This is a genomic window from Lactiplantibacillus mudanjiangensis (genome assembly GCF_005405385.1).
GTDB lineage: Bacteria > Bacillota > Bacilli > Lactobacillales > Lactobacillaceae > Lactiplantibacillus > Lactiplantibacillus mudanjiangensis.
The window spans coordinates 600724-615554 of record NZ_BJDY01000002.1 but is presented as its reverse complement, the minus strand read 5'-3'; the positions used below and the strand labels follow the sequence as shown (position 1 = coordinate 615554).

Genomic DNA, 14831 nt, shown 5'->3' with positions numbered 1-14831 from the left:
GGACAGCATATTAAAAAAGATGATCTGCTAAAAGTTTAGTTAAACTCGTAGCAAGATCATCTAATTAATAACAGCAATAGATCAAATCTTTATTATTTATTTTTAACCCATATACCCTTGTTTTTATGCCATGATGCAACCGTTCGAGTGCCCTTACCATAATGGATAACCTTATGCCAAGTAGTGGCGCTAGCAACTTTATCACCGCGACGTAAGACGATTTTTGACGTTGAGGTTGGCACGTATGGTGACGAAATTGTGGTGCCGGTTTTCCAAGAGTTGGAACTTTGAATGTCAGCTGTGTCGACAACATAGTAGGTTTTACCGTTAACCCGAATATAGAGGACATCTTGCTTGTCATATTTTTCATCCCAACGAACGGCAACTTTTTTAAAGATACTGCTGAGTGTTACATGCTTGCCAGAATTGGCAATGGCGTTAGTTGGTGTTGTGTAGAGCTTTACTGGTTGGCCGTCTGCTTGCAAGAAAGCTGATGTGTAGGAGTTATAATAGTAAGAATCATTACTAGCTGCATAGTGGTAGGTGATGCTAGGATGCTTAGCAATTGCCTTAGACTTATACCAGTACGTCGTGCTACCTTCAGTTTCTGCGTTATTAGGTACAACAGCACGTAATGCCACATGAAGTGGGTTACTTTTTTCCAATAATGAAATGAATCAGTGGCGTATTTTGCCACGACATAGTAATGTTTAGGCGTTTGTTTCACGACCATTTCAGAATGGCCCATCGCATAACTTGGAAATTTCTTACCTGACAATCGATACCAACTACCAGAGTAGTCACTTTTCGTATCAAAATGATACTTCGACGCTTTTAATTGAGACATTCCGTATTCACTATCGTAGTGATACCAATGTCCCCGTAACGATGCTGGTACCGTTGTGTAACTTCTAGCGCTAGCTGGTTTACTCGTGGTAATCAGTGACAATCCTAATGAAACGACAGCCAAAAGTAGGGCTGTTCCCCGATGTTTCTTCATAAAATAATTCTCCAAAATAAGTCAGCTTTTTAAGACATCAGTTTTTGGTCATATCTCTTAAATTAGTTTTACAAAAGCAATTATGTGGTGTTACTTAGTCGTGTTAGCTGGATGTCCAGTTACAGCCTCCATGCCTTCGCGAGTGACAATTAGCGTACGACCAAGTAGTCGTACGGTGCCTTCTGGAAAACGTTCAGGATTGGCACGTAAAGTTTGACGAACGTAGTCAGGTGCTTTTTCCCCAAAGCTTAGCGGCCTCCACAGAGGACATGATATCTGGATCATTTAAGTTAATATGATTAGCCATAGTTATAAATCTCCTTAAAAGAAATTTGATGAATTAATTATAGCTTTACAGAATACGTCGTATCATCGTGAATCTTAGCATTAAAAAAAGTACCCGCAACACTAGAAGAGTTGCCGGTACTAAAGGATAGCACTTGTTTAAAATGAATTGCGTTTCATGAGTCAAGACAGTTAAATTAACGATAGTTTAATCAGGGACATACATCGTATCGCCCTTATGCCAAGCACCAGATTTATAAGTGTATGACGTCACATAATCACCGACAATTTTATCCCATTCATGTCTTTTGGGATAAACGTGACTACCATGTTTGAAAATCACTTTAGATGTTTGAGTTGGTGCATAATCGGAAACAATATCATGAGTAAACTTAATGTAAAATGTGTTAAAAGTTAAATCACTTTTGGCGCGTGCAATTCGGTAACCATGGAATGACTTATACTTTGACGTATGAGCAATTTTATGGATACCGAATTTAAACCAGCTAGTACTCATACTGCCAGCTGAAACGACATAAGTGTAACGATCGTTAGAGTTAAATTTACCAGAGTTTAATACCCAAGAGTGTTCAACGCCCCAATGTTCAAGCTTATAATGGCTACCTTTTTTAGCGGTGTATGAGGCGACTTGATAACTTTTGTAGCGTGGCACAGTGTTGTGAATCTTAAGAACCTTTACATCACGAGTCATGGTGACCCAGTTGCCGTTATCATTCCATACAGTATGTGCTGAAGCCGCTTGACTGACTGTTAGCCATGCGCCGATAGCTGCAAAAATCAGTAAAAGCCATTTTCTATTTTTCAATGTGAGGTCTCCCCGAAAATATAATAACGCTCTAAATATTATCCACAAATGCTATCCAAGCTTACAACGCTTATAGCCATGTCGCTTAGCCCAAGAAAGTTTGACATGTTTGATCCGTTTAGCTCGATTTAAGCCCCGACAATTGCTCGTAAAGTGATATTTTTTTCCATGATTTGGTGCAATGTAGACATAGGCGGTTTTGGCCTGAACGTTTTCAGGCGGTAGGCTCACTAAGCCACCACCGAGTGTAAAGGTGATCATAATCATAGCGGTTAAACGTTTTAAAGTCGTCATTTTTGAAATCCTCCTAAGTTATCTTTGTTAGTAGCAAATTGTTTATTTAGCAACTTTACTGGTTCCAGTTTGATAATTTAGTTTCATGCCTGCTTGTGTGTTGGGAAGGTAGACATTGAAACTAATTGCTTTTGAACCGATTGATCTAGCTTGCATTTTTACGCCACGGGCTAATAATTCGTGATTTTTAAACACGGGTTTGACCTGATAGCGAACGTAGTGTTTACGGCTACTTTTTAAATAGCTTGCAACTTGATTTTCATACTTAGTCATCCCGGGATCATTTAATTGCCGGGTTCCCGTCATTAAGTTGCGCCAGTTATTATTTTGTCCGGTCAACTGATACCCAATCAAATGGCAACGATTGTATAGCCAACCACTGCCAATTTGTTTATTGTGCCAGCCAGTGGGATTGATTGTTAAGGCTGAGCGAGTGGCTTTTGGCATCAGTTTTTGATTTAGTAATGCATTAGCAGTTGTGACCCGGTTTAGCGTATCTAATTGACCATATTTTTGCCAAGCGCCATGTTTAGTAGATAATGTGGCTGTTTTAAATGTAGGACGATTGTGATTTACTGATGTGACCTGATAAGTTTTGGTGGTCGTTCGTTTAACGGTTGCCTGTTTTTTCGGTGTGGCCTTTTTTACGGTAGTGGTTTTCTTGGGTGCCGTTTCAGTAGCTGATAAGGTCAATCCACGTTTTTTAGCCGTACTTAACGATACCGCAAAGATCTTTTTAGCCCGGTTTAAGCCGCGATCGTGTCGGTTATAAAAATAATGTTTACCAGTACGAGTGACATACACGGTTGTAGCCTGAACTGGAGCAGCCGGTAGGGCGATAGTGATAACGGTCAAACTAAGAATTAGTATGATCAATGGGCCCCACCAAGAATGATGAGACCGGTAATGATTTGGTTGCAAAGTAATCAACTCCTTTTAATTGTGCTGATGAAAGCTCGTTCAGTCATCCCCCTGAACTGAGTTTTAAATCAGTCAATTAATTTTATATTAATAGCTAAATTAATTCCATATTATTTAGATATTAATATCGGGTTGTGACGTGAGTTAGGAAAGTCAGTTATTACTATGATGAGAAAACAGATTGATAAATTTATTAATTAAAATAATACTTAATACATACATTCCTTTATTAACAGTGATTATTGTAATTAACAATCGATTTAAAACACAAAATAAGATTTGCATTAAAATTAAAAATAAATTAGAATAAACCTACTTTTATTAATTAGAGGAGGGAACCCCAATGACAGCTGAAGCTCATCATTTAGACGCGCATCAATTAATTGCTCGTGAGGCTCACTACCTTGCAACGGCTGCGCGGATTAATTACTATGATTTAATTATTGATCATGCCCACGGTGCCGTTTTAACGGACGTGGCTGGCAACGACTACATCGACTTATTAGCGAGTGCTTCGGCGATTAATGTCGGTCATACTAATGCTAGAGTTGTGCGGGCGATCCAAAATCAAGCTGAAAAGTTGATCCACTACACGCCAGCTTATTTTCATCATCAACCAGAACAACAACTGGCCGAAAGACTTTCCAAGCTAGCACCGGGTGATGATAACGAGGTTGCATTTGGTAATTCTGGGTCAGATGCCAACGATGCCATTATTAAGTTTTCTCGGGCTTACACCGGTCGACAATACATTGTGTCTTACATGGATGCTTATCATGGGTCGACATATGGCTCAATGACGCTATCAGGAGTGAGCTTAAACATGGCCCGCAAAATGGGGCCGATGTTACCAGGCGTCGTTCATGTGCCATATCCCGACCTTTATCGACGGTTACCCGGTGAAAGTGAACACAAGTTATCATTACGCTATTTTGCGGCTTTTAAAGCGCCATTTGACTCCTACTTACCCGTGGATGAAACGGCTTGCGTCTTGATTGAACCGATCCAAGGCGATGGTGGGATTCGCAAAGCGCCCACAGAATACATACAACTGGTTTACCAATTTTGTCATGACCATGGGATCTTATTTGCCGTTGATGAAGTTAATCAAGGGATGGGCCGCACTGGTAAAATGTGGAGCATTGAACATTTTCCGGGTGTTCAACCAGATCTGATGTCAGTTGGAAAATCATTAGCGTCTGGTATGCCACTTAGTGCGGTGATTGGTCGCCGCGACGTGATGGAAAGTTTAGCTGCGCCGGCACATGTTTTTACCACAAGCGCCAATCCGGTTTGTTGTGCGGCCTCACTGGCAACATTAGACGCTTTAGCTGCTGAAGATTTATTACATAAGTCTATTGTGGATGGTGCCTACGTCAAACAACGATTCTTAGCCTTACAACAGCGTCATCCTAAAATTGGCGATGTTCGGCTATATGGTTTAGACGGGGGGATCGAACTGGTTAAAGATCCGACGACCAAGGAACCAGATCCTGAATTTGCCAGTGATGTGATTTATGAGGCCTTTCAACATGGTGTTGTGATGATTACACTCAAAGGCAATATTTTACGGTTCCAGCCACCACTGGTTATCACACGACCACAGTTAGATCGCGCATTAATGGTGATCGACCATGCGCTCACGGCGGCGGAACAAGGACAAGTGCAACGCCCAACTGGCAAGATTGGTTGGTAATAGAGGAGGAAATTAGATGCAACGTTGGTTAAAACGGTTGACGTTAAAAGAAGATCCATCAATTTATGAAGACAAAGATTCCCATTTAGTGCGGGTTTTGACAGTTAAAGACTTTTTAGCTTTAGGAGTGGGGACAATTGTCTCGACATCAATCTTTACGTTGCCAGGAGTAGTCGCCGCGGAACATGCCGGTCCCGCCGTGGTCTTTTCGTTCATCGTTGCCGCCATTGTGGCGGGATTAGTCGCATTTGCGTATGCTGAAATGGCGGCCGCAATGCCATTCGCCGGTTCAGCATATTCTTGGATTAACGTGATGTTTGGTGAATTCTTTGGGTGGATTGCCGGCTGGGCATTATTAGCTGAATATTTTATTGCGCTGGCCTTTGTCGGGTCCGGACTGTCAGCTAATTTGCGTGGGTTATTATCACCACTTGGCTTAACATTGCCGAAGAGTTTATCGAATACCTTTGGGACCAATGGTGGAATTGTGGATTTAGTGGCAGTGGTCGTGATTGCTTTAGTTTCGTTGCTATTGTCACGTGGTGTTAGCCAAGCCTCACGGGTTGAAAATGTCTTAGTTGTGTTAAAAGTGCTAGCAATTTTAACGTTTATTGTTGTTGGGGCCACGGCCATTCATTTGAAGAACTATGTGCCGTTTGTTCCCAAATACCACGTTAATGCAGATGGCAGTGCCTTTGGCGGCTGGCCTGGTATTTATGCGGGTGTCTCAATGATTTTCTTGTCCTATATTGGATTTGACTCCATCGCAGCTAATTCGGCCGAAGCTAAGAACCCTGGCAAAACCATGCCACGTGGGATTCTGGGGTCATTAGTTATCGCGGTAGTCTTGTTCGTCGCAGTGGCATTAGTATTGGTTGGGATGTTCAAATATACGGCTTACGCTAACAATGCGGAACCTGTTGGCTGGGCATTACGGCATGCCGGTCACCCGGTAGTGGCTAGTGTGATTCAAGCCATTGCGGTCATTGGGATGTTTACGGCTTTAATCGGGATGACGTTAGCCGGATCACGCTTGATTTATTCATTTGGTCGTGATGGTATGTTGCCGGGCTGGCTCGGTAAATTAAAACACAACCAGCCAGGCAACGCCTTATTGGTATTAACAATCGTTGCCATTGTCATTGGCGCACTTTGTCCATTTGCCTTTTTAGCACAACTGATTTCCGCCGGAACGTTGATTGCTTTTATGTTCGTTTCATTAGGAATTTATGCTTTACGTAAACGAGAAGGGCGTGACATTCCGGAACCAGCGTTTAAAATGCCATTATATCCAGTCTTACCAGCTTTGGCGTTTTTAGGTGCTTTATTTGTTTTCATGGGATTAGATATTCAAGCCAAGATTTATGCCGGTGTCTGGTTTGTCTTAGGGCTCATCATTTACTTCACATACGGCATGCACCATTCATATTTAGGTCAAAAACATAAATAAGCACACAAAAAGGACTGATGCGGTTTAAACCGTATCAGTCCTTTTAACAGCTTTTTGTAGGCTACAACTAGCCCCACACGTTATCCATATGCGGCAGTTGTAATAGCCCATCACTGGTCGCATCAGTACTGCCAATGGTTTTTAAGTGCCATTGCCCATCGTCAGCTTTAGCGGCAACCACTTTTTTACGTTTACCTTCACTGTTTTTATAAAAACAATTTTCATTGTCAGCCCCAATTTCACGAGCCAAGACTTGGTTCTTCGTGACATAACCATCGTTGGTTTGAAAACTATCGATTTGATCAACCGAAGTCACTTCGGCGTGGCCCCGATGGTAAATTCTTTCGATTAAAATCATGTTGGTTCCCCCTCAAATAAAGTAAAGCTTAAACTTAACTATGACTAGTTTATCATAGCGGAGTTGATTGAATTAAAATTAGTGTCAGTTTTAAGCAAATATTCATGAATTAATTCGAGTTTCTTGCCTAACCGATGTTGAATTGATACAATAACTGTTTAAAATCTGTTATAATATTGAACAGATATATGACTGATTGGAACTGAGTGTCAGTTCCGTAAATAAATCAATTTCACGTGGTGAAGGAGAGATTAACGACATGTTAAAACGCACGAAACAATTTTTGCGATCGATGCATTATGAATACGATAAAACATATATCAGACCGCTGATGGTTCCCGATAGCGTTTACGTGTTGAAATTCGGCAAGGACCATCGAAACAATCGCGTGGTCGTGAAGTATAGCCATACTTGGACGGGTCGCGTTAAAATTAATGAGATTGCCTTGCGACTGCATAAGCAGAAGCATCCTCGGATTTTTAAACACGAAGCGGATCTGGTCAAGTATTTGAATAAGCATTTACCAAAAAAGGCGACTGATTAGTCGCTTTTTTCGTAAGTTAAAGTGGAGGTAAAGTTGATGGTAGGGGTAACGGAATTTTTATCGAACACCACAACGCCAAAAATTGCGGCGTTGTTACTAGGTAAACAACTGCGGCTGGCAACGCCAACTGGCATCTTAACCGCTTGGATTACCGAGACCGAAGCTTACCTAGGTGCCACTGACGCGGGTGCCCACGCCTTTAAAAACCATCAAACGGCTCGTAATCAGGCTTTATGGCAACCGGCGGGAACGATTTATATTTATCAAATGAGAACCCAATTCTTATTGAATTTGGTCACGCAATCAGCTGGTGTGCCGGAGTGTGTGTTGATTCGTGGGATTGAGCCGGTCGAAGGGGTGGCTCAGATGCAGCGGAACCGACCAGTCCCGTTAGCTAATTTGACAACGGGGCCTGGTAAATTAATGCAGGCGTTAGGCTTAGACAAAACATTGAATGGCACACCATTAAGTTCAACGACCTTGGATTTAAGGTTAACGCCGGCTCGAAACCCACAACAGATTGCGACTAGTCCGCGGATTGGTATTGTCAATAAGGGCGACTGGTCCACTGCGCCACTACGATATTACGTTGCTGGTAATCCGTTTGTGTCACAAGTGAAAAAGCGCGATCAAGATCTGGCTCAGCATGGTTGGCAAGCCACAATAATTTAGAAGGAGTTTTTAATCATGAAATGGACTGAAGTAACAGTTAGTACCTCAAATGAAGCAGTTGAAGCAGTTTCGAATATTTTAATGGAGGCCGGTGCAAGTGGTGTCAAGATTGATGACGCCTTAGATTATCAAAATCTAAAACCTAATCGTTATGGTGAAATTATTGATCTTGCGACGATTCCGCACGTCACGAGTGGTGCCTTAATTTCGGCTTATTATCCAGAAACCGTCTTTGTGCCCGAAATTTTGCCAACCATCAAGCAGCGTGTGGCGAAGTTAGCGGATTATGGGTTGAATCCAGCCCCCAATGAAGTGACGATGGCAGATTTGTCTGATGAAGCTTGGGCGACGGCTTGGAAGAAGTACTATCATCCAGTTCGGGTGACCCGTTATTTGACGATTGTGCCTAGTTGGGAAGACTATCAACCAGCGCAATCAAATGAACTAGTTTTACGATTAGATCCCGGTATGGCTTTTGGGACTGGGACCCATCCAACCACGAAGCTATCATTACAAAATCTAGAAACCGTCATTAATGGTGGTGAACATTTAATTGATGTCGGAACCGGCTCTGGCGTTTTAAGCATTGCGGCCAAAGCAATGGGTGTGGGCCAAGTAGAAGCCTATGACCTTGATGATGTGGCGGTGGAAGCTGCACAAACTAACTTGGATTTAAACCCAGTTGCGGCCGATGTTAAAGTGGCAGCTAATGATTTGTTGACTGGTATTCATACTCAGGCAGATATTATTGTGGCTAATATTTTAGCTGAGATTATCATTCCATTAGTGCCACAAGCGAAAGCTAACTTGAAACAAGGCGGTTACTTCATTACATCTGGCATTATTGATGATAAATTCACGATGGTGATGACGGCCATTAAGGACGCTGGATTCCAGATTACCCAACACACACAAATGGGTGACTGGCACAGTATCGTGGCTTATTTGCCAACCGATGAAGACTAGGGAGGTCAATCGATGCAACGTTATTTCTTAAAAAGCGCCATTGAAGCCGTCCCGGAACAAACTTTTGAACTCACGGGTGATGCCGTCCATCATTGGCTGACCGTCATGCGCGCTCAACCTGGTGATCAGGCTGAATTTGTGACGATTGCCCGTGACGTGGTCGTGGGGACCCTAGTTACAGCTACCAAAGCGGCGGCAACGGTGCAAGTCATGTCAGTGACCACGCCGCAAGTTGAACTCTCGACACCGGTGATGATTGCGTGTGGTGTCTCTAAAGGGGACAAAACGGAACAAATTGTGCAACGTGGGACCGAATTAGGTGCGGCTGGCTTTGTGTTTTTTGATTGCCAATATGCGGTTGCCAAGTGGGCGCCGAATAAACGGGCGCGCAAATTAGCGCGTTTGGCTAAAATTGCTGAGTCGGCCGCTGAACAATCGCATCGAACGATGGTGCCAACGGTGAGTTATCAGCCGGATCTAGCTACATTAGTGACGGCCGTTCCCCATGCAGCGAGCGTCGTGGCATGGGAAGAATCAGCGAAGCAAGGTGAACACAGCCAATTAGTCCAAACGTTGCAACAATTACCGACTGGTGAACCGTTATTAGCTATCTTTGGTCCAGAGGGCGGCCTCACACCAGCTGAAATTGAGACCTTAACGGCAGCGGGGGTTCAACCAGCTGGATTAGGACCACGAATTATGCGGGCCGAAACGGCGCCACTCTACTTGTTAAGCGCAGTTTCTTTTTGGCGTGAATTAGTGTAATTTACGAGTTGGTGGTGTACAATTAAGTAATTATCATAATGAGTTAATGAGACATAAGTGGGGGATTAACGTGACGGAAAAGTTTCGTAAGTTCAGTGGTCAGTATTGGCTAGTCGCGATACTTGTTGGTGTTGGAATGCCGTGGTTATTAAAGCTACTTAGCATCGGGCGTCTACATCAAATTGTGTGGTTATTATTTGTGGCTGACTTTGTCATTGCGGCGATTATTGGTTGGCAAATTCGTCGAACTGAACGTACCGGCTGGTTAGTTTGGCTCATGCCATTGTTTTGTTTGCTAGGGCTTTATTTGTTTTTCCCAAGCTACGTTTATTATTTAGCAATCGTATATTTGGGTATTTCTTACTTAGCATACGGGATGGCTGGTCAGGCGAGTCAGGTTTAAAATGAGTGCAACAGACACGTTAGTTTAATCAAAACGGACGTGTCTTTTTATCAAAGTAGAAATTTTTGGAAAACGTGGTGATTAAAGTATGCCCAAACAACCGACTTGGACGGCTCAAGACGTCCTAGAAATGGTCCAAGCTTATATGAATGAAGATCACGTTGCACTAGTGAAACGTGCCTGTGATTTTGCAACCTATGTGCATCGGGATCAATATCGTCAATCTGGCGAACCTTATATTATGCATCCGATTCAAGTAGCTGGGATTTTAGCAGAACTAAAAATGGATCCTGAAACAGTTGCGTCCGGTTTCTTACACGATGTTGTGGAGGATACTGGGGTGACACTCGGCGATGTGGAAGAACTGTTTGGCAAAGATGTGGCCGTCATTGTCGATGGGGTCACCAAATTAGGCAAAATTCGCTATAAGTCGAATAAAGAACAATTAGCTGAAAATCACCGTAAATTGTTGTTGGCTATGTCTAAAGACATTCGGGTGATGATTGTTAAATTAGCGGATCGGTTGCACAATATGCGGACCTTGAAACACTTGCGGCCGGATAAGCAACGGCGAATTGCCAATGAAACGTTGGAAATCTATGCGCCCATTGCGGATCGCTTAGGGATCAGTACCATCAAATGGGAACTTGAAGATATATCGTTACGATATTTAAACCCACAACAATATTATCGGATTGTTCATTTGATGAATTCACGGCGCGAAGATCGTGAAAAGTACATTGAAATTGCGTTGCAAGATATTCAAAAAGCGTTAACAGATTTGAATTTGCCGGATGCTGAAATTTATGGTCGGCCAAAGCATATTTATTCGATCTACAAAAAGATGCGTGATAAGCACAAGCAATTTAGTCAATTGTATGACCTACTGGCTATTCGGGTGGTCGTTGATTCGATTAAAGACTGTTATGCAGTTTTAGGGGCGATTCATACCCAATGGAAGCCGATGCCAGGTCGGTTTAAGGATTATATTGCGATGCCTAAAGCCAATATGTATCAATCCTTGCATACGACGGTGGTCGGTCCTGAAGGTAAACCCTTAGAAATTCAAATTCGGACCTTTGAGATGCACCGAGTGGCTGAATATGGGGTTGCGGCGCATTGGGCGTACAAAGAAGGCGTACGCGATCAAGTGCAAGCCACGCAATCTGGTGACAAGCTAAACTTAGTTAAAGAGATTATTGAACTTCAAGATGAAAGTAAAGATGCCGCTGACTTTATGGAAGGCGTCAAAGGTGATCTCTTTAGTGATCGTGTTTATGCCTTTACGCCTAAAGGTGATGTCACTGAATTACCAAAGGGTGCTGGTCCCCTTGACATGGCATACTCCATTCATACTGAAGTTGGTAATCACACAACCGGTGCCAAAGTTAACGGCAAGATTGTGCCGTTGGACTATCAGATTAAAAATGGCGACATTGTCGATATTTTAACGTCAACTAGTTCGACGGGGCCTAGTCGTGATTGGCAAAAGTTAGTTTACACACGACGAGCTCGGAATAAGATTAAACAATTTTTCCGTAATGCGGATCGTGAAGGCAATATTGTCACTGGTCGCGACATGTTGGAACGCCAATTACGTGACTTTGAATTCGATCCTAAAACGGTGATGAACAAGGAGAAGGTTGAAGCTGTCGCCAAGAAGATGCACTATGGTGGCGAGGATGACTTGTATGCGGCGTTAGGTTTTGGCGATGTGCAACCAGTTGGGATTGCCAATCGGTTAACGAGTGATGTGCGTAAGCAGCGTGAAGCCGATCGACAACGCGAACGTGAACGTGAAATTCTGGCTGAACACAACGAGCAAACGTCAAAGAAAAAGAAAAAAGAACAAGCTGAAGCCCAAGAAAAGAATGATGAAAAGCGTAAGAAAGTCTCTTCTTCGGGTGGCGTGATCATTCAAGGCGTCGATAACTTGTTAGTTCGATTAAGTCACTGTTGTTCGCCAATTCCGGGTGATGATATTGTGGGCTATATTACCAAAGGGCGCGGCGTTTCCGTGCATCGGATTGGTTGCCCCAATGTCAAGAATGCTGAAGCCCAAGGTGAACGGCTAATCGATGTCCAATGGGAAGATCCTGAGGGCGATCGGACAAATTACAATTCTGACTTAGAAATTCAAGGTTATAACCGTAATGGTATGTTGAATGATGTCTTGAAAGTAATCAACAATAATACCAAGTTTTTGACGAATGTTAATGGGAAAGTTGACCATAACAAGATGGTGATTATTAGTGTTTCTTTAGGCGTTCGTAATTTAGAACATTTACAACGAATTATCGAAAGTTTGAAGAATGTTCAAGATGTTTATGTTGTTGAACGGAAAATGTTTTAGGAGGGTCCGATCGTGCGAGTCGTTGTTCAACGCGCGCAACAGGCGCAAGTTAGTATTGCCGGTCAGGTTCACGGCCAGATCGATCAAGGGTTAGTGCTCTTAGTTGGATTCCAAGATGGCGATGGTGAGGCTGAACTAGCTTACTTGGTACGAAAAATTTTAAATTTGCGTATTTTTAGTGATGCTGACGGTAAATTAAATTTGAACGTGCAACAAGTGCAGGGATCGATTTTATCGATTTCTCAATTTACGTTGTATGCCGATACGCGTCATGGCAATCGGCCTAGTTTTACTGATGCTGGTGATCCGCAAGTGGCCAGTCAATTGTATGATACATTTAACGAACAATTAGCTGCGGCGGGTGTGCCAGTCGCGACTGGCGTCTTTGGTGCGGATATGCAAGTGTCATTAGTCAATGACGGTCCAGTGACGATTTGTTACGATACTGATCAAAAATAAACAAAAGCTGGAGTAGCCAATGCTGACTATTTCAGCTTTTTGTTGCATGCAATTAATCTAGGAGGCACTGTGATTGATGTTAAAAAGAGAATTGATTTGGGATTTTGATGGGACGCTAATGGATACGTATCCGGCGATGGTTCGGGCTTTCGTGGCAGCGGTGACTGAGCTAGGTGGTCAAGTGGATAACGAGACGACGTATCAACTCATGCGCCAACAATCTGTGGGCGTGGCCGAACGACAATTGGCAGCCAAATATGGTTGGGACTTGCATGATTTGCGGGCCGGGTATCAACGCTATGAGCAGCAATTTCAAACACAGCCAGCCCCATTTGCTGATGCCCAGGCCGTGTTGGCTAAAGTGCAAGCGGTTGGTGGTCGCAATTATTTAATGACACATCGTAATGCGGCTGCCTTAGCCTATTTAGAGCAGGCGGATTTAAAACAATACTTTACCGATTTTGTGACCGCTGCTCAGCCGTTTCCACGTAAGCCAGATCCTGCCGCTTTAAACTATTTACTCGATAAGCATCAAGCCAATCGGGAGGTTGCCGTCATGGTCGGTGATCGTAACCTAGATATTGATGCCGGGCACAATGCCGGTATTGCTGGTTGGTTATTCGATTATGATGAGTTAGTGACCGTTACTAGTCATCCGGAAGCGCAAGTGACCAAACTAGCATCATTATTGCCATTGATCGGTTAATATGAAGCTCAAAAGGCCAACCATCGATTGCTTGATGGTTGGCCTTTTTGGGTGTGACAAGTTTAATGATTGGCGAAGTAACTCGATAAGCCGGCGTAAACGGCTTGAGCCACTTCATTAGGGTATTTCTTTGAACTAATGGTTTTGAAATCACTATCGTCATTGATGTAGCCAAGTTCCATTAAAACTGCTGGTACAGAATTATCTCGAATGACTAAGAAATCACCAAAAGCAGTACCTTTATTTTTGATCGGTAAGCCGACGACATCATTACTTAAAGCTTTTGCCAAGGCCAGCGACGTTGACTTGTGGTAGTAATAAGTCGTAATCCCGGAACCTTGGTTATTTTCCGGTGAACTATCAAAATGAAAACTAATAAAGGCGTCAGCGTTAAGTTTGTTTGCTAAGGCTGGTCGGGCACTGAGGCCAACATAAGTATCGGTATTTCGCGTTAAAACAACGTGGGCACCAGCTGCACGTAATCGTTTGGCGACGGCTTTAGCAACGCGTAACGTATAGGTCTTTTCCATTTTATTTTTACTAGAAAGAGCCCCAGAATCAGAACCACCGTGACCAGGATCTAAAACAATTGTGGCTTCGGAGATTTTGGTCGTCTTGCTAAGTTGACTATTTTTTTCATTAACGAGCCAACTGGCAATCCAACCAAACTTATGATCGGCGTAACGAACATAGAGCCAATTATTTTTGCGTCGCATAATGTGTACTTTAGTTCCCTTAGTTGTCGAGTCACTCACACCGTAACTCATGCCCGGACCTTTGCGGATATTGACATTTGCAATGTTGACAACGGCGGTGTTGTGGGTGGCTAGAATGGTCGTGAAACCGGCGACGAGGCCGATAAAAACGACCGTGATTAAAATTTGACGCCAAAAGCGTTTTAAAACTTGCAAGAGGTTCACCAACTCGTTTGATTTAGATTCAGCGTAACGTTTCCAGTATACCAAAACTGAACTAGAAAGGGAGTCACGTCGCTAATAATTCTACTGTGCACAGTTGACTTTTCCAACGGAGTCGTGTAACTTTAACCATAAGTTAATAAATCGACCGCAGAGAAAGTAAGAGCATTGTCCAACGTTTTAGACAGAGACCGGTGGGGCTGAAAATCCGGAAAA

17 protein-coding genes are annotated in these 14831 nt (G+C 43.1%); 10 read left to right on the top strand and 7 right to left on the bottom strand.

Annotation, left to right across the window (positions count from 1 at the left end):
* Window positions 1-92: 92 nt before the first annotated feature.
* The 5 genes from FFM84_RS03905 to FFM84_RS03880 form a co-directional block, all read right to left on the bottom strand.
* Complete coding sequence (locus FFM84_RS03905; RefSeq protein ID WP_130847670.1) at window positions 93-641, bottom strand: hypothetical protein; 549 nt, start codon at window positions 639-641, stop codon at window positions 93-95.
* Between the two features lie 449 nt (window positions 642-1090).
* Window positions 1091-1285: a helix-turn-helix domain-containing protein gene (locus tag FFM84_RS16290; RefSeq protein ID WP_371852215.1), complete on the bottom strand. Its 195-nt coding sequence runs from the start codon at window positions 1283-1285 to the stop codon at window positions 1091-1093.
* Window positions 1286-1493: 208 nt separating this feature from the next.
* The gene (locus tag FFM84_RS03895) at window positions 1494-2111 is read right to left on the bottom strand and encodes a hypothetical protein (protein WP_263854351.1); all 618 of its coding nucleotides are present in this window, start codon (window positions 2109-2111) and stop codon (window positions 1494-1496) included.
* Window positions 2112-2162: 51 nt separating this feature from the next.
* Window positions 2163-2405 carry a hypothetical protein gene (locus tag FFM84_RS03885; RefSeq protein WP_130843313.1) on the bottom strand — a complete coding sequence of 81 codons (243 nt, stop codon included), beginning with the start codon at window positions 2403-2405 and terminating at the stop codon, window positions 2163-2165.
* A 42-nt stretch (window positions 2406-2447) separates the two neighbouring features.
* Entirely contained in the window at window positions 2448-3269 is an 822-nt protein-coding gene (locus FFM84_RS03880; RefSeq protein ID WP_371852219.1) for a DNA/RNA non-specific endonuclease, read from the bottom strand.
* A 400-nt stretch (window positions 3270-3669) separates the two neighbouring features.
* On the opposite strand from FFM84_RS03880, the gene FFM84_RS03875 reads away from it, so the two are divergent.
* Both FFM84_RS03875 and FFM84_RS03870 read left to right on the top strand, forming a co-directional pair.
* Entirely contained in the window at window positions 3670-5022 is a 1353-nt protein-coding gene (locus FFM84_RS03875) for an aspartate aminotransferase family protein (protein WP_130843314.1), read from the top strand.
* 16 nt (window positions 5023-5038) lie between these two features.
* Window positions 5039-6472 (top strand): APC family permease, encoded by a 1434-nt coding sequence (locus FFM84_RS03870; protein WP_130843315.1) that lies wholly within the window; start codon window positions 5039-5041, stop codon window positions 6470-6472.
* A gap of 67 nt (window positions 6473-6539) precedes the next feature.
* On the opposite strand, the gene FFM84_RS03865 is transcribed toward FFM84_RS03870, so the two are convergent.
* The gene (locus tag FFM84_RS03865; protein WP_130843316.1) at window positions 6540-6830 is read right to left on the bottom strand and encodes a hypothetical protein; all 291 of its coding nucleotides are present in this window, start codon (window positions 6828-6830) and stop codon (window positions 6540-6542) included.
* A 259-nt stretch (window positions 6831-7089) separates the two neighbouring features.
* Here FFM84_RS03865 and FFM84_RS03860 point away from each other — a divergent pair, with 259 nt between their 5' ends.
* The 8 genes from FFM84_RS03860 (at window position 7090) to FFM84_RS03825 (ending at window position 13698) form a co-directional block, all read left to right on the top strand.
* A complete protein-coding gene (locus FFM84_RS03860; protein ID WP_130843317.1) occupies window positions 7090-7374 on the top strand; it encodes a hypothetical protein in 285 nt (94 codons plus the stop codon).
* Window positions 7375-7410: 36 nt separating this feature from the next.
* Complete coding sequence (locus FFM84_RS03855; RefSeq protein ID WP_130843318.1) at window positions 7411-8046, top strand: DNA-3-methyladenine glycosylase; 636 nt, start codon at window positions 7411-7413, stop codon at window positions 8044-8046.
* Window positions 8047-8061: 15 nt separating this feature from the next.
* On the top strand, window positions 8062-9012 hold the full coding sequence (prmA, locus tag FFM84_RS03850; RefSeq protein ID WP_130843319.1) for a 50S ribosomal protein L11 methyltransferase: 951 nt from the start codon (window positions 8062-8064) through the stop codon (window positions 9010-9012).
* Window positions 9013-9024: 12 nt separating this feature from the next.
* Window positions 9025-9777 (top strand): 16S rRNA (uracil(1498)-N(3))-methyltransferase, encoded by a 753-nt coding sequence (locus FFM84_RS03845; RefSeq protein WP_130843320.1) that lies wholly within the window; start codon window positions 9025-9027, stop codon window positions 9775-9777.
* Window positions 9778-9847: 70 nt separating this feature from the next.
* On the top strand, window positions 9848-10180 hold the full coding sequence (locus FFM84_RS03840; RefSeq protein WP_130843886.1) for a hypothetical protein: 333 nt from the start codon (window positions 9848-9850) through the stop codon (window positions 10178-10180).
* Window positions 10181-10268: 88 nt separating this feature from the next.
* Complete coding sequence (locus FFM84_RS03835) at window positions 10269-12533, top strand: RelA/SpoT family protein (protein WP_130843321.1); 2265 nt, start codon at window positions 10269-10271, stop codon at window positions 12531-12533.
* Between the two features lie 12 nt (window positions 12534-12545).
* Window positions 12546-12992, top strand: coding sequence for a D-aminoacyl-tRNA deacylase (gene dtd, locus FFM84_RS03830; RefSeq protein WP_130843322.1), 447 nt, complete (start codon window positions 12546-12548; stop codon window positions 12990-12992).
* Between the two features lie 76 nt (window positions 12993-13068).
* Window positions 13069-13698, top strand: a complete 630-nt coding sequence (locus FFM84_RS03825) for an HAD family hydrolase (RefSeq protein ID WP_130843887.1) — start codon at window positions 13069-13071, stop codon at window positions 13696-13698.
* Between the two features lie 62 nt (window positions 13699-13760).
* Here FFM84_RS03825 and FFM84_RS03820 read toward each other — a convergent pair whose 3' ends face one another.
* A complete protein-coding gene (locus tag FFM84_RS03820; protein WP_130843323.1) occupies window positions 13761-14609 on the bottom strand; it encodes an N-acetylmuramoyl-L-alanine amidase family protein in 849 nt (282 codons plus the stop codon).
* Window positions 14610-14831 lie beyond the last annotated feature (222 nt).